General features: G+C 66.1%; 11 protein-coding genes. 4 read left to right on the top strand and 7 right to left on the bottom strand.

The genetic code is table 11. The features are described 5' to 3' along the window. Window positions 1–348: 348 nt before the first annotated feature. The gene (locus ASD28_RS02275; RefSeq protein WP_056123283.1) at window positions 349–3,213 is read left to right on the top strand and encodes a TonB-dependent receptor; all 2,865 of its coding nucleotides are present in this window, start codon (window positions 349–351) and stop codon (window positions 3,211–3,213) included. On the opposite strand, the gene ASD28_RS02270 is transcribed toward ASD28_RS02275, so the two are convergent. The 5 genes from ASD28_RS02270 to ASD28_RS02250 all read right to left on the bottom strand — a co-directional run bounded on the left by ASD28_RS02270 (window position 3,210) and on the right by ASD28_RS02250 (window position 10,814). After that, window positions 3,210–3,404 carry a hypothetical protein gene (locus tag ASD28_RS02270; RefSeq protein ID WP_056123281.1) on the bottom strand — a complete coding sequence of 65 codons (195 nt, stop codon included), beginning with the start codon at window positions 3,402–3,404 and terminating at the stop codon, window positions 3,210–3,212. The genes ASD28_RS02275 and ASD28_RS02270 overlap by 4 nt on opposite strands. A gap of 40 nt (window positions 3,405–3,444) precedes the next feature. After that, the gene (locus ASD28_RS02265) at window positions 3,445–4,173 is read right to left on the bottom strand and encodes a hypothetical protein (RefSeq protein ID WP_056123279.1); all 729 of its coding nucleotides are present in this window, start codon (window positions 4,171–4,173) and stop codon (window positions 3,445–3,447) included. 89 nt (window positions 4,174–4,262) lie between these two features. Next, on the bottom strand, window positions 4,263–5,723 hold the full coding sequence (tldD, locus tag ASD28_RS02260) for a metalloprotease TldD (protein WP_056123277.1): 1,461 nt from the start codon (window positions 5,721–5,723) through the stop codon (window positions 4,263–4,265). Between the two features lie 43 nt (window positions 5,724–5,766). Further along, a complete protein-coding gene (locus ASD28_RS02255; RefSeq protein WP_056123274.1) occupies window positions 5,767–6,579 on the bottom strand; it encodes a carbon-nitrogen hydrolase family protein in 813 nt (270 codons plus the stop codon). Further along, window positions 6,576–10,814: a YhdP family protein gene (locus ASD28_RS02250; RefSeq protein WP_082577001.1), complete on the bottom strand. Its 4,239-nt coding sequence runs from the start codon at window positions 10,812–10,814 to the stop codon at window positions 6,576–6,578. The genes ASD28_RS02255 and ASD28_RS02250 overlap by 4 nt, the downstream gene beginning before the upstream one ends. 169 nt (window positions 10,815–10,983) lie before the next feature. Between ASD28_RS02250 and glnE the strand changes: the two genes are divergently transcribed. The 3 genes from glnE to map all read left to right on the top strand — a co-directional run bounded on the left by glnE (window position 10,984) and on the right by map (window position 18,148). Next, window positions 10,984–13,725, top strand: a complete 2,742-nt coding sequence (glnE, locus tag ASD28_RS02245; protein ID WP_056123268.1) for a bifunctional [glutamate--ammonia ligase]-adenylyl-L-tyrosine phosphorylase/[glutamate--ammonia-ligase] adenylyltransferase — start codon at window positions 10,984–10,986, stop codon at window positions 13,723–13,725. A 685-nt stretch (window positions 13,726–14,410) separates the two neighbouring features. Further along, window positions 14,411–17,278, top strand: coding sequence for a TonB-dependent siderophore receptor (locus tag ASD28_RS02240; RefSeq protein WP_056123264.1), 2,868 nt, complete (start codon window positions 14,411–14,413; stop codon window positions 17,276–17,278). A gap of 102 nt (window positions 17,279–17,380) precedes the next feature. After that, on the top strand, window positions 17,381–18,148 hold the full coding sequence (gene map, locus ASD28_RS02235) for a type I methionyl aminopeptidase (RefSeq protein ID WP_056123257.1): 768 nt from the start codon (window positions 17,381–17,383) through the stop codon (window positions 18,146–18,148). A 44-nt stretch (window positions 18,149–18,192) separates the two neighbouring features. On the opposite strand, the gene gap is transcribed toward map, so the two are convergent. Together gap and tkt are read right to left on the bottom strand one after the other, a co-directional pair. After that, entirely contained in the window at window positions 18,193–19,203 is a 1,011-nt protein-coding gene (gene gap / locus ASD28_RS02230; protein ID WP_056123254.1) for a type I glyceraldehyde-3-phosphate dehydrogenase, read from the bottom strand. An 83-nt stretch (window positions 19,204–19,286) separates the two neighbouring features. Next, complete coding sequence (tkt, locus tag ASD28_RS02225; RefSeq protein WP_371831799.1) at window positions 19,287–21,320, bottom strand: transketolase; 2,034 nt, start codon at window positions 21,318–21,320, stop codon at window positions 19,287–19,289. Window positions 21,321–21,364: the final 44 nt, after the last annotated feature.

The following is a 21,364-nucleotide window of genomic DNA, read 5'->3' as shown; positions in this document are numbered from 1 at the left end:
CTGTTCTGTTGCTGCGTGAACCTGCCGCTACTCCACCGCCGTCGGGCTGGAATGGCTAAACCAAAAATAAAAGGTAAAGAAAACGGCGTGGCGCATGGAGAGATTCCGAAGTAGTCGATTGACTATAACAACATTGCTGCGACGTTGGCAAGACTTTATTTGGCCTGTGATCTGTCGGTTACGGTTGCCTATACAGGCGATCGGTTGCATCAACCCGACATCTTTTCCGCTGTGCCGGACACGCTTGAGAGATGTCAGTTGCCGCTTTATGCAAGATGCAAAAGTCGCAACGAGCCCCGGATTGATGCGCACCGGGTCGACCATCCCTCATCGCATTGGAGTCTGGACATGACTGAAACCCCGATATCCCGAACGATCCGACGCCTGTTCGCGGGCGGGGGCGCCATCGGCCTCACGATCCTCGCACTGCCGGCGCCGGCCCAGGAAGTCGCACCGAAACCCGTCCCGCGCGTCGAGATCACCGGCTCGAACATCCGCCGCTCCGAGGCCGAAACGGCGTCCTCCGTGATCACCGTCAACCGCGCCGACATCGAGCGTTCCGGCAAGGCCACCGTGGCCGAGCTGCTGCAGACGCTGGCCGTCGACAACCAGGGTTCCGTGCCCACCACGTTCGGCAACGGCTTCGCCGCCGGCGCCTCGGGCATCTCGCTGCGCGGCCTGGGCGCGGCGTCCACGCTCGTGCTGCTGAACGGCCGCCGCATGGCCCCGTACGGCCTCGCCGACGACGGCCAGAAGCAGTTCACGGACCTGAACGTGATCCCGACGGATGCCGTCGAGCGCGTCGAGGTGCTGAAGGACGGCGCGTCCGCCATCTACGGTTCGGACGCCATCGCCGGCGTCGTCAACATCATCCTGCGCCGCGACTTCCAGGGCAACACGGTGCGCTTCTCGCGCGGCGCCAGCGACGACTGGGACGGCAAGCGCACGAACGTCGCGTTCACCAAGGGCGTCGGCAGCCTCGACACCGACCGCTACAACGTCCTGTTCAGCATCGAGTACAAGAAGTTCGACGAGATCTGGTACCGCGACCGCGCGGACCGCGAGTGGATCGGCCGCAACGACCTGCGCCGCTGGGGCTATTCGGCCGACCAGGCGCTCGGCGGTACCGGCGCCATCCTGCCCGGCACCGGCACGGCCGGCAACGCCATCAACGGCAACGTGCGCAATCCGGCCGACCCGACCAATTACTACAACCGCGGCAACCTGGCGGGCCCCGGCTTCACCCGCACCTTCCCGGGCGCGGCCTGCTCCAACTTCACGAACCACCCGCAGGGCGATCCCGGCGGCGGCTGCCTGATCGACGCCTCGATGCAGTACAACCAGATCGAGCCGAAGCAGGAAAACCTGAGCTTCTTCCTGCGCGGCACGCTGCAGCTGGACCCGTCGCTCCAGCTGTACAGCGAGTTCAACTGGTACACGAGCCAGACGGACACCGCCACGACGCCCTCCTCCGTCAGCGCCTCCGTGGGCTTCCCCGGCGGGCCCGTGAACAATGCCGTCGTCCAGCTCGGTGCGAACCATCCGGACAACCCGTATTTCGGCACGGCCGCGCGGATCCGCTACCTGGCGGCCGACGTCGGGCCGCGCAAGTCCAACATCGATTCCAACTTCCTGCGCTGGCTCGGCGGCGCCAAGGGCACGCACTACGGCTGGGACTGGGACTCGGCCCTGCTGTTCTCGCACAACCACGTCAACAACACGCAGAACGGCTTCCTGCAGCGCGACGTCGCCTTCGCCCTGCTCGATCCCACCCCTGCCAACATCGCGACGGCGGCGGCGAACAGCCCCGCCTATGCGGCGCTGCCGCTGGGTACCGTCTGGCGCATCGCCGAAAACGCGCCCCTGAATTCGCCGGCACTGTATGCCGCCCTGTCGCCGGCCATCGGCAACGCGGCCAACACCAAGGTCGCGCAGGTCGACTTCAAGGGCACGCGCGAGTTCGCCGGCATCCCCTACCTGGCCGGCAACCTGGGCCTGGCGCTGGGCACGGAATTCCGCCACGAGATGACGGAACTGCGGCCCACCACCGGCACGGAGCGGGGCAATATCATCGGCCTGGGCTATTCCGCCTACTCCGGCGCCCGCAACGTGTTCGCGCTGTACGGCGAAGGCCTGGCGCCGCTGCCGTTCAACGTGGAAGCGTCGGCCGCGCTGCGTTACGACCACTTCACCGACGTCGGCAGTTCCTGGACGCCGAAGTTCGGCCTGAAGTGGACGCCGGTGCGGCAATTCGCGCTGCGCGGCACGTTCGCGCGGGGCTTCCGCGCGCCGAGTCCGGCCGAGAACGGTGTCGGCGGCCTGGCCGCCTTCTCCACCGCGGCCGACCCCGTGCGCTGCGCGCTGGGTGTGACGAACGCCTGCAACCCGGCATCGGTGGCGCTGATCACGTCGCCCAACCCGAACCTGTCGCCGGAACGGTCGAAGAGCTACACGCTGGGCGTCATCTGGGACCCGCTGCCGCGCACGAGCATCTCCGTGGACTACTGGAAGATCAAGCGCAAGAACGAGATCAACCAGGAACAGGTCGACGCTGCCATCGCCGCCGGCAGCGTGGCGCGCGATCCGGGCAGCGTGAGCGGCATCCCGGGCGACCCGGGCCAGATCACCGCCGTGCTGACCCGCTACGTCAACTCCGCCCAGAGCAAGGTGCGCGGCCTCGACGTGGACGCGCGCTACAACCACCGCCTGCCGGACGCCTGGGGCAATGCCACGTTCGACGTGAAGTACACGCACATCTTCGAATGGCTGCGCACCGAACAGGACGGCACGTCGCGCGAATTCGCGGGCACGCACGGCAACTGCGACGTGACGAACTGCACGGGCACGCCGGCCGACCGCGTCAACATGCGGTTCGGCTGGGACCGCAACAACCTGCGCGTATCGGCCAACGTGAACTACCGCGGCGTGCTGGAAAACCGCTTCTTCCGGGGCGACCCGAGCGGTTGCGCCGTGACCTTCGCCAACGGCGCCGACGCCCCGAACGGTTGCGAACTGGCGTCGTTCACGACGGTCGACCTGGTGGTGCGCTGGAAGCCGCAGCAGCGCTGGGAAGTGTTCGGCTCGGTCCAGAACCTGTTCGACAAGATCGCACCGCTCGACCCGCTGACCTATGGCGCGCAGGCGTACAACCCGCTCGACTACGAGGGTGCGCGCGGACGCTTTTATACGCTGGGGGCGCGCTACTCGTTCTAGTCCCCGGGCCCTTCACCGGGCATCGTGTCGGCCATCAGCCGCAACTCTTCCGGCGTCAGCTCTTCGGGCTTCTTGCCCTCGAGGCCGTCGAAGTCGGGAGGTTGCTGCGGTGCCGGCGCCGCCGCGTCGGGCTGCTGTGCGTTGGTCTGAGGCGGCTGTGCGCCTGGTTGCTGTGCTTGATCGTTGGCCATGTCGGACTCCTTGCGATGATGATCGGTCGGAACCAGTGTGTCACAAGGCCGGCGCCGATGGCGTCCGCATCGGCGCGAGCCGATCGAGCCTGATCCAGCCGCTGGCCTCGCGGCCCGTGCGCGGATTGCGGTACGCGACGTCCGCGTAATCGCCATACGTGTGGAAGACGGTCAGCACGTCGCCCGGGATCACGAACAACTGCGGCAGCTTGCACTCGTCCAGCGGCGCCGTGTGGAACCAGGCGCGGCCTGTGCCGGTGATGACGCGGCCGGCCTGCCCGGCGGCCACCGGAAGCCAGCGCGACGCGGCCGTGACCTGGGCCGCTTCACAGCGGGTGAGCACGTTGGTGAGTTCCTTCATGCGATCCTGCATCCAGACGAACTCGTGCACCTGTCCCGTGCCCTCCTGCGCCAGCTGGACGACCAGCTTGTCGCCTGCACGGCGGGCGCCGAACCCGGCCAGGCAGTCGCCGAACGGTTGCGACATCGTCGCGTCGTCGCCCGGCCCGATCTGCAGCAGGGTGAAGCGGTGCCGGCACTGCGGATCGGGCAACGCCGCATCGACGAGCACGTAGTCCGCATCGTCCTGCACGGTCAGCTTGACGAGGCTCGCATTGCCGTCGACCTGCCCCAGCGATGCGCCGCGGAAGCGGATGTCGGAACGGTCGGCGCCGGGCTGCGTCTCCACCGGCCCGAAGCGGGTGGCGACGTTCGTGTGTTCGTCGGCCGCGGCGCACCACGGGTGCGTCGCAACGGCGAGCGTGATCAAGGCAGCCCGGAAGAACAAACGCCCGCACGGGGCGGGCGCTATGGTAGAGAAGGTGGCGAAGGCGGAGGCCATCGCGGTGCGGCGAGGCCTTACGCCGTGCCGCCGACGGTCACGCCGTCGATGCGCAGCGTGGGCTGGCCCACGCCCACCGGGACGCTCTGGCCTTCCTTGCCGCACACGCCCACGCCCGAGTCCAGGCGCATGTCGTTGCCGATCATCGAGATGCGGTTCATCGTGTCCGGACCGTTGCCGATCAGGGTCGCGCCCTTCACCGGGTACGTCACTTTGCCGTCCTCGATCATGTAGGCCTCGCTGGCCGAGAACACGAACTTGCCGTTCGTGATGTCGACCTGGCCGCCGCCGAAGTTCACCGCATACAGGCCGTTCTTGACCGAGGCCAGGATCTCGGCCGGGTCCTTGTCGCCGGCCAGCATGTACGTGTTCGTCATGCGCGGCATCGGCAGGTGGGCGAACGATTCGCGGCGCGCATTGCCCGTCACCGGCATCTTCATCAGGCGCGCGTTCATCGTGTCCTGGATATAGCCCTTCAGGATGCCGTCTTCGATCAAGGTCGTGCACTGCGTCGGGTTGCCCTCGTCGTCCATGTTCAGCGAACCGCGGCGGTCCTGCAGGGTGCCGTCGTCGACGACGGTCACGCCCTTCGCGGCGACGCGCTGGCCGATCATGCCGGCATACGCGGACGAGCCCTTGCGGTTGAAGTCGCCTTCGAGGCCGTGGCCGACGGCTTCGTGCAGCAGCACGCCGGGCCAGCCCGGGCCGAGCACGATGGTCATCGGACCGGCCGGGGCCGGACGCGCTTCCAGGTTCACGAGCGCCGACTGCACGGCTTCGCTGGCATATTTTTCCAGCAGTTCGTCGCTGAAATAATTGTAATCGTAACGGCCGCCGCCACCCGACGAGCCCATCTCGCGCCGGCCGTTCTGCTCGGCGATGACGGTGACGGAGACGCGCACGAGCGGACGGATATCGGCCGCCAGCACGCCGTCGCTGCGCACGACGAGCACGACGTCGTACTCGCCGGCCAGGCCGGCCATCACCTGCACGACGCGCGGGTCTTTTGCACGCGCGATTTTTTCGACACGCTCCAGCAGCGCGACTTTCGCGGTCGCGTCGAGCGAGGCCAGCGGGTCATGCGGCAGGTACAGCGAGCGGCCGCCGGACGGCTGGACGTTCGCTGCAACCTTCACGCGGCCGGCGCCCGCGCGCGCGATCGTGCGCGTGGCCGCGGCGGCGTCCAGCAGGGCGGCCTGCGAAATTTCGTCGGAGTAAGCGAAAGCGGTCTTGTCGCCCGACACCGCGCGCACGCCGACGCCCTGGTCGATCGAAAAACTGCCGCTCTTGACGATGCCCTCTTCCAGGCTCCAGCCTTCGCTCTTGGTGAACTGGAAATACAGGTCGGCATAGTCGACCTTGTGCGTGAACATGGTCCCCAGCGTCGTGATCAGCTTGCCTTCGTCGAGGCCGAATGGCGTCAACAGGACGTCGCGCGCGACAGCGAGGGAGGAGAGATTCGGTTCGAATGGAGTCATTGCGTCAGGTCTTTCTGATAGGGATGGGGCATTGTGCCATACCTTAAAGTTTGCGGTGTTTCAGTGCCGGCAAACTCTCGCGCACCTTCGCGATGTAGTCGGGATCGATCTCGCCGCTGACGACGCCCTCGCCTTCCGGCAACACGTCCTTCACTTCGCCCCACGGATCGATCAGCATGCTGTGGCCGAACGTGCGGCGGCCATTCGTGTGCGTACCGCCCTGGGCCGACGCCAGCACGTAGCACTGGTTCTCGATGGCGCGGGCGCGCAGCAGCACTTCCCAGTGCGCGAGGCCCGTCGTGTGCGTGAACGCGGCCGGCACGATGATCAGCGCGCACTCGCCCATCGCGCGGAACAGTTCCGGGAAACGCAGGTCGTAGCAGATGGCCAGGCCGACCTTGCCGAACGGGGCGTCGAAGCCGCCGACCGTCTCGCCCGGGACGATGGTGCGGGCCTCGTCGTACGATTCGCTGCCTTTATTAAAACCGAACAAGTGGATCTTGTCGTAGCGGCCGACATGCTGCCCGGCCGGATCATAGACGAGCGTCGTGTTCAGCACGCGACCCGCGTCATCGGAGACCAACGGCAAGGTACCGCCGATGAGCCAGATGCCATGCTCGCGCGCCTGGCCGGCCAGGAAATCCTGGATGGGGCCGTGGCCCGGCTGTTCCGCGTGGGCGACCTTGTCCGTGTCCGTCATACCCATGATGGGCCAGTATTCCGGCAGCGTGACCAGTCGCGCGCCTCGCGCGGCGGCGTCCGCGATCAGGCGGCGCGCGGTGGCGATGTTCTCGTCCACGTTCGGCGTGGACACCATCTGGATTGCGGCGACAGTAAACTGAGCGGTCGTCTTCATTTGGATCCCTTCTTGTCCTTGTTGCGGTCCTGCGCGGCCGCGTTCTCGGCGGCGGCGGTCACGGCCGGCGAATTCTCCAGCTTGACGATGTGCGGCGACTTCCACGGTCCCGTCACCTGCATGTGGTAAGTCAGCGCCTTCATGACGGGCGCGCGCAGGAACAGCTGGGCCAGGAAGCTGCCGAGGCCGATCACGGGGTTCACCGCGAGGCCGTACACGAGCGAGCTGGTGCCGAGATTGAATTCCGGGATCACGACGACGTGCAAGTTCGTCGATTCGTGCGCGATGTCGGCCGTGCCGTCCATCAGCACCGTCGCCGCCACGCCGTGCATCTTGAGATTGTCCGTACGCACGACGCCGCGCGTGATCATCGCGTTCGCCGTGATGCCGTCGAAGGCGAGGCCTTCCGAGAACACGTCGTGGAAGTCGAGCTTCAGCATGCGCGGCAGCATCTGCAGGCTCAGCACGCCCAGCAGTTTGGCGGCGCCCGGATCCTGCTTGAGGAATTGGCCATCCTCGACATTCATCTGGATCTGGCCCGACAGGCTCGGGATGTCGAGCGAGTATGGCAGGCCGGCCCACGAGATGTCGCCGGACAGCGAGCCCTTGCCGTGGCGCAGCGTCTCCGGGAAGCCCAGGCGATCCAGCAGGCGGCCGGCGTCGCTGATGTCGAGCGTGAAATTGAGTGCCGTGTTGCTCTTGCCGTCGCGCGTGAGCCAGCGGCCGTTCGCCTTCAGCTGGCCGTCCGGATTCGTCAGCGCCAGCTTCTCGATGCGCCATTCGCGTCCGGCCAGCGCCTGCGCATTGCTGGCCACGAGTTCCAGGCGGCCGAACTGCTTGTTGAACAGCTCGAAACGATCGGCCACGATGTCGAGGGCCGGGATGCTGGCGCTGGCGCCCTTGTTCGATTCGAGCAGGTCCTTGACTTCGTTCGCGGACGATTCCGGGATCACGAGCGACGCCAGGCGCGCCGTCACCTTGCCCAGGCCCTGGCCCGATTCGGCCCACGTGACGTAGCCGACGACCTGGCGCGAATCGATGCTGGCCTGCCACGTATTGTTCTGGTGCGTGGCGCCGACGACGACGTCGCGCAGCGCCCGCTCGCCGATGACCAGTTCGCCGGCACGGGCAGCCACGATATCCGGCACGACGTACTGGCCCATGCCGCCTTCCGCGGACGGGCCGGAAGCCGGCGCGGCCTCGCCTGGCCCGGCGATGTCGGCGGCCGCCGCGAGCCAGCGGTCCACGTTCAGCGCCTTCATGTTCACGTTGATCATCATGCCGCTGTCGGGTTCGGGCGCGGGCACGTTGACGCCGATGCCGCCCCGCTTGACGATCCACGGGCCATGCGGCTGGCGCTCGCGCACGTATTTCGCGGCCGCGAGATTGCCGAGCTGGATGCGGATGTCGTCGTGGCCCACGCCATCCACACCCGTCGGCTGGCCCGTGAGGACGAAGTGCAGCGGCAGCGCGTCCGGCGCGGGCTTGTTCAGCGGCGCGGGCAGTTCGATGCCGAGGCCGGCCAGGTTGGTGTCGAGGATGATCTGGGTCTGGCGGTCCCTCACCGTGACGGTGCCGCCGAAGCGCGCGCCGCCGGACAGTTTATTGCCCAGGCGCTGCAGCGCCGGCAGGGAACGCGTCTGGCGCATGCCCTCGGCCGTGGCGCTGCCGGCCATGCGGATCTGGATGCTGCCGTCGCGCTGGGTGCCGCCGGACAATTGCAGCGGTCCGCCGAGGAAGCTGGCGCCCACGCCGTTCAGGTTCACGCCGTGTTCGGAAAACTCGATGCGGCCCAGCGCGGCCTCGATCGGCGGCAGGTCGGGGAACAGCACGACGTCGTTGCTCTGCAGCTGCAGCGCGCCCTGCACCTTCGCGTCGTGCAGGCTGGCGAGCGGCAGGTGCAGTTTCAGGCCCAGCTTCGCCGGGCCGGTCCCTTTGGTGTCCTCGGTGAAATGGCCGATCCATTCGAGCACGGGGCTGGCCGCCACGTAGCGCAGGAAGTCGGGCAACGGGCCGGCGGCGGTGCCGTCGATGTCGAGCATCATCTCGTGGATGCCCAGCTCGGGGATCACGGCCCGCACGTTCGACAGGCCGATGCCCTGCGTGCGCGCCGTGTCGGCGTGGATGTCCATGCGGGCGCGGTCGAACACGATGGACCCGTTGATGTTTTCCAACAGCGGCCACAGCGGCGCCTTGCCGTCGGCCGCCTTGTGGCCGGGCGAGTACTCGAGCTTGCCGTCCTCGATGCGGCCGCCGACGCGGAACTCGCCCTTGGCGCGCTGGACGGCATTCTCGGCGCGGAACGGGAACTGGGCCAGGTCGCCGCGCAGGCGCAGGCGCGCGTCGTGCAGCATGCCGCCCTGGAGCGCGCCGGTCAGCCATTCGCGCAGGCCTTCCGGCGTCGCGAGCGGCAGCCAGCGGCCGATGCTGGCGATCTCGAAATTGTCGACCGTGCCCGTGAAGTCGGCATTGCCCGGTCCCTGGCCGGCTTTCAACGACAGCACGTGGCGGCCCGTCAGGGTCGCCTTCAGCGCGCCCTGGGTCAGGTCCAGGCTGTCCACGTCGACGGCCAGCTGCTCGTCCGCCAGCTGCGTCCAGCGTGCGTGCAGCGCAAATTGATCGAACGGCATTTCCGGATCGGCGAACCAGGCCGGCAGCGCCAGCACGAGCTTGTCGGAATCGATGTCGACGCTGCCGCCATGGTCGCTCGCGTCGATGCGGCCCGACAGATTCTTGAAACCCGGCAGCGCGGGGCGTGCGGGCTGGGCCGGGTGACCATCGGCTGCAGCGAGCTCGGCGCGCGCCGCCAGCGGATTCATGCCGAGGTTCTCGACGTTGCCGCGCACACGGTAGCCGGCGATGTGCGGGAAGCGGCCCTGCCATTCGACCTCGGCGTCGTTGACGCGGCCGCGCGGCGCCAGTTCCGTCAGCAGCTGGCGGTGCGCCGGCGCGATGGGCAGTTGCACGGCCAGCGCGGCCAGCGCGCCCACGTCCAGCTGTTCGGCGCGCACTTCGAAGCGTTCCGGCTGGGTGCGCGTGGCGGGGCGCCACGATTCGTTCAAGGTGGCCGGCGGCAGCACGACGCCCCCTTCCGTGACGACGGAGAAATTTTCCAGGCCGATCGCGTGGCCCAGCGCGCCGAAGGTCGGCTTGCCGTCGTCCACGTTCGGGGCGATGGTCTCGCTGGCCGACAGCCGGCCCGATACACGCGCCAGGGACAGCGGCGGCGTATCCGGGCCGAGGCGCGCGCTGACGCCGGCCAGCGCCAGGTCGGCCGTGAACCCGGCCAGGCGGGCGTGGTCGAAGTCGAGCCAGGCGCGCACGGAGCCGCGGCCTTCCTGCAGGGTGAACGGATAATCGACGTACTGCTTCCAGGCGGCGAGGTCGGTGTTGCGCAGGTCGGCATACACCTGGCCCTTCCAGCGGCGGGCGTCGGACGGCTTGGCGCCGAACGGCGGGTGCGAGAAGCGCGCGCGCAGGTCGAGCGGGTCGCCCGCGCCTGCCGGCGGCGCGGCCTTCAGGGCGAAGCGGTGCGTGGTCCAGCGGTTCTGCAGCACGAGCGTCACGTCCGACAGCGCGAGCGTGGGCGCGCCGCGCAATTCGTCCGTCCACGTCAGGCGGCCTTCGCGGATCACGACCTCGTGCTGGCGCAGCAGCCAGTCGGCGCCGCCGCCCTCCTCCTTCTTGTTCGGATCGATGCGTACGCCCGCGACGGCGACGATGCCGTCGGCACCGCGGCGCACGTCCAGTTCCGGCCGGTTGATTTCCAGCGCCTCGAACCGGGGTTCGGCCGCCACCACCGACCACCACGACACGGTGGCGGACACGGACGGCAGCGCCAGCAACTGGCGCCCGGCGCGGTCGTGCAGGCGCAGATCGCCCAGGTACAGGTTCGGGCGCAGGCCGCGCCACGACGCGTAGACGCGCGCGATCGTCACCTGGTTGCCCAGCGCGCGGCTGGCGGCGCGTTCGATGTCGGGCTTGTAGTAATCGATGTTCGGCAGGACCGCGTAGCGCAGCACCAGGAACAGCACCATGAACGCGAAGTAGACGAGCAGGACGGTCTTGATCGTGAAGCCGAGCACATGATGCGACGCGAGGTTCGCATAGCGGTAGCAGGTGCGCGCGCGGGCCCAGCGCTCCACCAGAGGCACATGCTGATGCACATGCGTCTGGGGGTGCGCCTGCTCATGCGCGTCGGGCTCGCGCTGCGTCTGCGGTTCCGGGTTGTGCATCAAAAGGCTCAAAGACTCGTCGCCGAATATTGTTTAACTGTAAATTAAGAGAGCGCTTGCAACATCCGCGGCGTCTACCTTACCATCGTGCTGACCCAGGGCAGCATGGCGGGCAATTTTACCCCATAGCAAGCGTCCCGAAACGCACAACTCGTCTGGAATTCGCCCTATGTTCCCAGCTTCTCCGCAGTGTCTCCCTCAAATGTCGCGCTTTTACCAACGCTGGCTCGCCGCCGATCCGGCCCGTGCCGGGCGCGTCGATACCCTGTCCGCATTATCGCTGGCCTCCCTCGATTTCGGCGCAGCGCTGGCGACCGAGGCCGCCTCTGGTCCCAACGGCACGGTCCTGCCGACAACGCGGGCCATGCGCCGGCTGCGAAACCTGCTCATCTGCACCATCATCCGGCGCGATCTCGACGGCCAGGCCGACCTGGACGAAGTCGTGACCGCCATGAGCCGCTTCGCCGATTTCGCCGTCCAGACGCATCTCACCGAGCTGATGGCGGAGATGACCGCGCTGCACGGCGAGCCGGTCGGCGCCGATTCCGGCCGTCCCCAGCAGATGATCGTGCTGGCGATGGGCAAGCACGGCGGCGGCGAACTGAACGTCTCGTCGGACATCGACCTCATCTTCGTCTACCCCGAGGACGGCGATACGAAGGCCGGCCCCGGCCAGAAATCCCTGTCCAACCACGAATTCTTCGGGCGCCTCGGCCGCAAGCTGATCGCCGCGCTGTCCGAAATCACCGAAGACGGTTTTACGTTCCGCGTAGACATGGCGCTGCGTCCAAACGGCAAGTCGGGCCCGCTCGTGGCGAGCCTGAACATGGTCGAGGACTACCTGATCGTACAGGGGCGCGAATGGGAGCGATATGCCTGGGTCAAGGCGCGCGCGGTCACCGGCGACCCGGCCGACATCGCGGCCCTCGACGCCATCGTGCGGCCGTTCGTGTTCCGGCGCTATCTCGACTTCGGCGTGATCGATGCGATCCGCACCATGCACGCCCAGATCCGCGCCGAGGTCAACCGCCAGGAACGCCTGCATCCGGAGCGCAACCAGAACGTCAAGCTGGGCCGCGGCGGCATCCGCGAGATCGAATTCCTCGCGCAAGTGTTTCAATTGATCCGCGGCGGCCGCGACCCGGCGTTGCGCGAGCGTTCCACGCGCAAGACCTTGCGCCTGCTGGCCGAACGTGAACTGCTGGCCGTCGACACCGTCGAGCAATTGCTCGAAGCTTATACATTCCTGCGCAACCTGGAGCACCGCCTGCAATACCTGGAAGATGCCCAGACGCACACGATGCCCGTCGCGCCAGAGGATCGCAACACCGTCGCGCGCATGATGGGCATGGCCGACGAGGCCGGACTGCTGGCCCGGCTGGACGCCTGGCGCGTCTTCGTCGCCGCCCAGTTCGACGCGATCTTCGCCGACAAGGCCGCCGGCGCCGAACCCGTCGACCCGGACGCGCTGCTGACCGATCCGGACAACCGCGACGCCATCGCCGACCGCCTCGCGAGCCTCGGTTTCGACGACCCGCAGGCCGGCGCGAACCGCCTCGTCGCCACGTGGCAGGCGCCCCGGCTGCAGACGTTGCCGGAGGCGAGCCGCCACCGGCTCGTCGCCCTGGTCAACACGGCGCTGACGCAGATTCCGAACGTCGTCGCGCAAGCGGGTGCCGGCAGCCACGCGGCCACGCTGGGCCGCCTCCTCGATTTCTTCGAAGCCATTGCGCGCCGCTCCGCCTACCTGTCGCTGCTGACGGAATATCCGCACACGCTGGAGCGGGTGCTCCGCATGATCAACGCGTCCGGCTGGGCCGCCACGTTCCTCACCCAGCACCCGATCCTGCTGGACGAGCTGCTGGACGACCGCGGCAACGCGGCCGAGGATCTGCCTTCGCTGGCGGCGAGCCTCGCGGCCCAGCTCGACGCGGCCACGGGCGATACCGAGCGCCAGCTCGACATCCTGCGCGAAGCCCACCACGCCCAGATGTTCCGCCTGCTCGCGCTGGACCTGGCGGGAGAATTGTCCGTCGAACGCCTGGCCGACCACCTGTCCGCGCTGGCCGACCTGATCGTGTGCGAAGTCGTGCGCCGCGCCTGGCGCACGATCGCGTCGCGCCACGTGGAGGTGCCGCGCTTCGCCGTGATCGCCTACGGCAAGCTGGGCGGCAAGGAACTGGGCTATGTGTCCGACCTGGACGTCATCTTCCTGTTCGACGACGAGGACGACATGGCGCCGTCGAACTACGCCAAGCTGGCCCAGCGCTTCATCACGTGGATGACGACGCATACGCCGGCCGGCATCCTGTTCGACATCGACACGGCGCTGCGGCCGGACGGCGCGTCCGGCATGCTCGTGTCGTCCGTGGGGGCGTTCGAACGCTACCAGCAATCCTCCGCGTGGCTGTGGGAGCACCAGGCCCTCACGCGGGCCCGCTTCTGCGCGGGCGACGCCGGCATCGGCGCCCGCTTCGAGGCGATCCGCGAACAGGTGCTGCGCCAGGACCGGTCCGGCCGCGAGGCCGAACTGCGCCTTGAAGTCGTCAAGATGCGCCAGCGCATGCGCGACGCGCACCCGCCCCGCGACGAGCGTTTCGACCTGAAGCACGACGAAGGCGGCATGATCGACATCGAATTCATCGTGCAATACCTCGTGCTGCGCCATGCGGCCGCGTATCCGCAGCTGACGGCGAACGTCGGCAACATCGCGTTGCTGAAACTGTGCGGCACGCTGGGCCTCATCGACATGGACCTGGCCGACGGCGCCGCCGCGGCGTACCGCGCCATGCGCAAGCTGCAGCACCAGGTCCGCCTGCAGGGCCAGGAAAATGCTCGCGTAGAACGCAGCCTCGTCGCGAAACATGCCGACGTCGTCGTGCGGCTGTGGCACGACTGCTTCCGCGTCTGACGCTATCCCGAGCGCATTATTTCGCTCGGGAATTTGTTTTTCCTTAACTTTTCCTCGCAAACATATTTACAGTTTGATTCTCGTCAATACATTGGCGACCCGTATGGCTAACGTTGCATGATCTGCAGCAATGTCTATATCGGAGACTCAATGTCACAACGAACGAGAAGCGCATTGGCCGTGCCCTTGGCGACGCGGTCCGGCAGTGGCGCGCCCGTCGACCCGCAGCTGCCGATCGGTCCCCTGCCTACGTACGCGATCACCCGTCGTTCTGACCTTTCAAGAAATTTTGCCTGTTGTACAAATGTAACACTTGAAAAAGCATTCGAATCGTCTCGCCCCAATCTGGTGCATTCCTGCCGTAAAAGAATGTTGCACCTAATCCAGCGATCTATAGGGGGTTCTACGCCCAAACTGATGTTTTCGGCATAGATTCATGTCTGTACACAATATTTGTTTCCGTAAATACGCACAACGCTGGTGATTTTCTTGTAATTACGCAAACCCGCAACACGCACAAATATGCATCCTCGAACATTGACAGGCTGCCACGGTGGATGCTTCCATTGCCAGCTTGAAAAAAAATGTTAACCACATTGCTTTCAAAACAGTCGCTTCACAGCGACGGCCTCACACGGCTGCTGCTACCCAGTTCGCCGTGCCCTAACCTAGGAGTTTTGTAACCATGATGGAAAAAGTCTTGTCCCGCTCGATCCGCCTGATCTGCCTCGGCGGCGTCGCGCTCGGGATGCAAGCGGCTTACGCGCAAGAGACCCAACCGGCGCCGCTGCAGCGCGTCGAAGTGACCGGCTCGCGCATCCGCCAGGTCGACCTGGAAACGGCACAACCGATCCAGGTGATGACCCAGGAACAGATTCAAAAGACGGGTCTCGTGACCGTCGGCGACATCCTGAACCAATTGTCTTCCGCCGGTACGCCGGACTTCGACCGCGGCGGTTCGCTGACGTCGAACCGTGAAAACGGCGGCCAGTACATCAGCCTGCGCAACCTGGGCTCGAACCGCCTGCTGGTCCTGGTGGACGGCAAGCGCTGGACCCAGTCCGTCGACGGCTATACCGACATGTCGACCATCCCGTCGGCCATGATCGAGCGCATCGAAGTCCTGAAGGACGGCGCCTCGTCGATCTACGGCTCGGACGCGATCTCGGGCGTGGTCAACATCATCCTGAAGAAGCGCATGGATGGCGGCCAGCTGAGCATCTACAGCGGCGCCAACGACAAGGCCGACGGCCGCGCGAAGGACTTCTCGCTGACGTACGGCGCCAGCTCCGACAAGGCGTCGCTGATGGTCGGCCTGTCGCACACCGAACAGGGCACCGTGTGGGCCCGCGACCGCGACATCACCAAATACCCGAAGGGCCCGGCTCACCCGACCGCCGGCCTGGGCGCAGGCCCGTGGGCTGAAGTCCTGCCGGCCAACGGCGATGCCTTCGACTACGTGCTGAACCACACCGGCGGCGCCGGCGGCAACGGCATGGGCACGGGCTCCGATCCGCGCAACACGGCCAACTACCACGACTGGAAGAGCAGCATCGTCGAGGACAAGTTCAACAGCGCCTCGCAGATGATGTTCCAGATGCCGAACCGCCTGGACACGCTGTTCACCAAGGGCACGCTGGAACTGCCGTACAACATGCAGCTGAGCACGACCGCGATGTACTCGCAGCGCCAGTCGTCGGCGCAGGTCGCAGGCTATCCGCTGCGCAGCGATGCACAGCCGAGCTACCCGGTCTACATCGACAAGGACAACTACTACAACCCGTTCGGTGAAGACCTGTACTTCATCCGCCGCACCGTCGAAGTGCCGCGCGTGACGGAAAACACCAACAACACGTTCCACGTCGACACCACCCTGTCGGGCAACTTCGACTGGCAAGGCAAGGCCTGGAACTGGGACGTGGGCTACAACCACAGCGCCGTCCGCGGCTCGACCATGGGCACCGGCAACGTCAACCTGCTGAACCTGAAGAAGGCCCTGGGTCCGTCGTTCCTGAACGCCAGCGGCGTCGTCCAGTGCGGCACCGCGGCCTCCCCGATCCCGCTGGCGGAATGCAAGCCGTTCAACATCATCGCCGGTCCGGGCGCCACCAACAAGGAAACCCTGGACTACGTCATGTCGACCGGCCAGGCCACCTATGGCTCGACCATCAACAGCGCGACCGCCAACATCAGCGGCGAACTGCTGCAGCTGCCGGCAGGCATGCTGGGCGTGGCAGGCGGCATCGAACACCGCGAAGTGCGCGGCTACGACATCCCGGGCCAGTTCGAGCAATCGGGCTTCTCGACCGACCTGGCCGGCAACTCGACCATCGGCAAGTACTCGGTGCGTGAAGCCTACCTCGAAACGAACATCCCGATCCTGAAGGGTGTGCGCTTCGCGGAACTGCTGAGCGTCGACCTGGCAACCCGCTACTCGGACTACAGCAACTTCGGCAACACCCACAACAGCAAAGCCAGCTTCATGTGGAAGCCGATCAAGGACCTGCTGGTCCGCGGCACGTGGGCCCAGGGCTTCCGCGCTCCGACCGTGGGTGACACGTTCGGCGGTGGCCAGCAGACGTACGACACGTACATGGACCCATGCGACAGCGCCTACGGCCAGCGTTCCACGCCGGGCGTCGACGCACGCTGCACGGCGGCGGGTGCTCGTCCGGGCTTCCGCCAGACCGACCAGACCAACACCCCGGTCACCGACTCGGGCGGCGCACAGAGCGCCAACCCGTTCATGTCGGGCGCCGGCAACGCGTCGCTGCAGCCGGAACGCGCCAAGACGAAGACCTTCGGCTTCGTCTACAGCCCGGCCTTCCTGCCGGGTCTGTCGGGCTCGCTGGACTGGTACAACATCCGTGTCGACAACCTGATCACCGGCATCTCGGCTACCCAGGTCGCCGAGTACTGCTACGTGCAGGGCGTCGCTTCGTTCTGCAACGCGATCAAGCGTGACCCGATCACCGGCCAGATCACGAACCTGTCGCGCGGCAACGCCAACCTGGGCGCGCTGGAAACCGAAGGCTACGACCTGTCGTTCGCCTACCGCTTCCCGCGCAGCGCCTACGGTTCGTTCGGCGTGCGTTCGGATTCGACCTTCGTGACCAAGTACCGCACCAAGGCCGACAACACGGCCGACTGGGAAAGCTCGCTGGGCGAATACGACGGCAGCGGCGGCATCGCCTACTACCGTATCAAGTCGAACGTCGCGCTGGACTGGAGCCTGGGCAACTGGAGCGCCACCTGGACGGCCCGCTACTTCGGCAGCATGCGCGACAAGTGCTACAGCAGCACCGTCGAATGCTCGACCCCGCAGGGTCACGCCAACTGGGGTACCGGCTACAACCTGAAGGGTGCGATGGTCTACAACGACGTCAGCGTCGCGTATAAGACCTCGTGGAAAGGCCAGATCATGGTCGGTGCCAACAACGTCTTCGACAAGGCACCGCGCACCACCGTGCTGGGCGCATCGTCCTCGTCGGCGGTGGACGCCAACCTGCCGCTCGACCGCTTCATCTACGTGCGTTACAACCAGGCCTTCTGATCACGCAAGTGACAGCCTGAACAATGCCCGCCAGGTTCGCCTGGCGGGCATTTTTTTTCGTGCATCGGCTATCATGAGCGATCGGTGCACACTCAACGAACCATGCCTATCAAACTCAAGACTGACAAAGACATCGCCAAGATGCGCGTCTCCGGCCGCCTGGCGGCCGAGGTGCTGGAAATGATCGCGGAATACGTCGTCCCCGGCGTCTCCACGGAAGAACTCGACCGCCGCTGCAACGAATACATCCGCAAGGTGCAGAAGGCGACGCCCGCCAACGTCGGCTACCACGGCTTTCCGAAGACCCTGTGCACGTCAGTGAACAGCGTCGTCTGCCACGGCATCCCCTCCCCCGCCGAGATCCTGCAGGATGGCGACATCGTCAACATCGACGTCACCGTGATCAAGGACGGCTGGCATGGCGACACGAGCCGCATGTACTTCGTCGGCACGCCGAGCCCGGAGGCAAAGAAGCTCGTCGAGACGACGTACGACGCCATGATGGCCGGCATCCGCGCCGTGCGCCCGGGCGCGCGCCTGGGCGACGTGGGCCATGCGATCCAGAAGCTGGCGGAAGCCCAGGGCTATTCCGTCGTGCGCGAATACTGCGGCCACGGCATCGGCAAGGTCTACCACGAAGACCCGCAGGTGCTGCACTACGGCCGCCCCAACACGGGCCTCCTCATCAAGGAAGGCATGACCTTCACCGTCGAGCCCATGATCAACCTGGGCGACGCCGACGTCGAACAGCTCGACGACGGCTGGACGGTCGTGACGCGCGACCGGTCTTTGTCCGCGCAGTGGGAACACATGATCGCGGTGACCAAGAACGGCTTCGAGATCCTGACGCCCTGGCCGAAGACGAAATAAAAAAACGCTCCCGAGGGAGCGTTTTTTCATGGTGCAGAACCCGATTATTTCGCGTTCATCAGCGCCACGGTGGTGTCCAGCATGCGGTTGCTGAAGCCCCACTCGTTGTCGTACCACGACGACACCTTCACCAGGCGGCCCGACACCTTGGTCAGGGTCGCGTCGAAGTTCGACGACGCCGGGTTGTGGTTGAAGTCGACCGAGACCAGCGGCTCGGTGTTGTACGTCAGGATGCCTTTCAGCGCGCCTTCCGATGCGTCCTTCATCAGCTTGTTGATCTCTTCGACCGTCGTGTCGCGCTTGGCGATGAACGACAGGTCGACGATCGACACGTTGATGGTCGGCACGCGGATCGCGTAGCCGTCCAGCTTGCCGTTCAGTTCCGGCAGCACGAGGCCGACGGCGGCGGCGGCGCCGGTCTTGGTCGGGATCATCGACTGCGTGGCCGAACGGGCGCGGCGCAGGTCTTCGTGCATCACGTCGGTCAGGACCTGGTCGTTCGTGTAGGCGTGCACGGTGGTCATCAGGCCGTTTTCCAGGCCGATGGCGTCGTTCAGCGGCTTGACCAGCGGGGCCAGGCAGTTGGTGGTGCACGAGGCGTTCGAGATCACGGTGTCGGTCGACTTCAGCACGTTCTGGTTCACGCCGAACACGATGGTGGCGTCGACATCCTTGCCGCCCGGTGCCGAGATGATGACCTTCTTGGCGCCGCCTTTCAGGTGGGCCGAGGCTTTTTCCTTGGTGGTGAAGAAGCCGGTGCACTCCAGCACGACGTCCACGCCCAGCTCGCCCCACGGCAGCTCGGCCGGGTTGCGCTGCGCGTACACGCGGATGCGGTCGCCATTGACGATCATGTAGTCGCCGTCCACTTCGACGGTGCCCGGGAACTTGCCGTGCGTGGTGTCGTAACGGGTCAGATGGGCGTTGTGCTCGACGTTGCCGAGATCGTTCAGCGCCACGATCTGGATGTCCTGCTTCTTGCCGCCTTCGTAGAAAGCGCGCAGCACGTTGCGGCCGATACGGCCATAACCGTTGATTGCTACTTTGATCGTCATTTATTCACTCCTGATTAAAAAAATCCTAACACCGAAGCATAGCTTGAAACCCGCCGTACGCACAGTCCGGCGGGTGCAATCCCTCAGGCCGGGAGGACAGATTTCACTTTGGCGACGACATTCTCGACCGTGAAGCCGAAGTGCTTGAACAGCACCGGGGCCGGAGCCGATTCGCCGAAAGTATCGATGCCCACCACGGCACCTTCCAGGCCGACGTACTTGTACCAGAAGTCCGTCACACCAGCCTCGACGGCCACGCGCGGGATGCCGCGGCCCAGCACGGCAGCCTTGTAGGCCGCGTCCTGGCGCTCGAACACGTCGGTCGACGGCATCGACACCACACGCACCTGGATACCCTGGCCAGCCAGGGTTTCGGCGGCTTTCACCGCCAGTTCCACTTCCGAACCCGTCGCGATCAGGACCGCGGCCGGATTCGCCACATCGCGCAGCACGTAGCCGCCCTTGGCGATGTTCGCGACAGTCGCCGCGTCACGCTCCATGAACGGCAGGTTCTGGCGCGAGAAGATCAGGGTCGACGGACCATCCTTGCGCTTGACCGCTGCACCCCAGGCGACGGTCGATTCCGTCGTGTCGCACGGACGCCAGTTGTCCAGGTTCGGGATCAGGCGCAGCGACGAGACGTGTTCCACCGACTGGTGCGTCGGGCCGTCTTCGCCCAGGCCGATCGAGTCGTGCGTGAACACGAACAGCGAACGGATCTTCATCAGCGCGGCCATGCGCAGGGCGTTGCGGCTGTAGTCCGAGAACGTCAGGAACGTGGCGCCGAACGGGATGAAGCCGCCGTGCAGGGCGACGCCGTTCATCATGGCCGACATGCCGAATTCGCGCACGCCGTAGTTGATGTGGTTGCCCGGGGTGCCCGAACGGACGGGGATCGATTCCTTCCAGTTGGTCAGGTTCGAGCCGGTCAGGTCGGCCGAGCCGCCCAGGAATTCCGGCAGCACCGGGGCCAGCGCCTGGATCGCGTTCTGGCTCGCCTTGCGGGTCGCGATGGTTTCCTTCTTCTCGATCGTCTGCGCGATGGCGGCGGCCAGCGTTTCTTCGAACTTGCCCGGCAGGTCACCCTTCATGCGGCGCTCGAATTCGGCGGCCAGTTCCGGGTATTGCGCGCGGTAGCCGGCGAACAGCTCGTTCCACGCGCCTTCGACGGCGGCGCCCTTCTGCTTCTGGTCCCAGGCTTCGTAGATCGGGGCCGGGATGTCGAACGGCACGGCGTCCCAGATCAGGTGTTCGCGCACCGCGGCGACTTCCTTCTCGCCCAGCGCGGCGCCGTGCACCTTGTCGCCGCCCTGCAGGTTCGGCGAGCCCTTGCCGATGATGGTCTTGCAGCAGATCAAGGTCGGGCGGTCCGACTGCTTGGCCTGCGCGATGGCCGCGTCCACGGCGGCGACGTCGTGGCCGTCCACGCCCGGGATCACGTTCCAGCCGTACGCTGCGAAGCGCTGCGGCGTGTCGTCCGTGAACCAGCCTTCCACCTTGCCGTCGATCGAGATGCCGTTGTCGTCGTACAGCCAGATCAGCTTGTTCAGGCGCAGCGTGCCGGCCAGCGACGCGACTTCGTGCGAGATGCCTTCCATCAGGCAGCCGTCACCCAGGAACGCGTACGTGTAGTGGTCGACGATGTCGAAGCCCGGACGGTTGAATTCCTTCGCCAGCAGCCACTCGGCCAGCGCCATGCCGACGGCGTTGGCGATGCCCTGGCCCAGCGGGCCGGTGGTCGTTTCCACGCCCGGGGTGATGCCGACTTCCGGGTGGCCCGGGGTCTTCGAATGCATCTGGCGGAAGTCGCGGATGTCGTCCATCGACAGGTCGTAGCCCGACAGGTGCAGCAGTGCGTAATGCAGCATCGAGCCGTGGCCGTTCGACAGCAGGAAACGGTCGCGGTTCATCCAGCCCGGATTGGCCGGGTTGTGGCGATAGTGGCCGTCCCACAGCGCAACGGCGATCTCGGCCATGCCCATCGGCATGCCGGGGTGGCCGGAATTCGCCTTCTGGACGGCGTCCATCGCCAGCGCACGAATTGCGTTGGCCATCAGGGTGGTGGTTTGCAGAGATTTCATGGATGTGTGGGTCTGAGGATAGGGAAGCGGTGGCACGAGCTGGCCTTAACCGGGTATTTTACCAGAGCATGACAACCTCG

The organism is Massilia sp. Root133 (genome assembly GCF_001426525.1).
In the GTDB taxonomy this organism is placed as follows: Bacteria; Pseudomonadota; Gammaproteobacteria; order Burkholderiales; family Burkholderiaceae_D; genus Telluria; species Telluria orientalis.
This window is presented reverse-complemented; position numbering and strand designations above follow the sequence as displayed.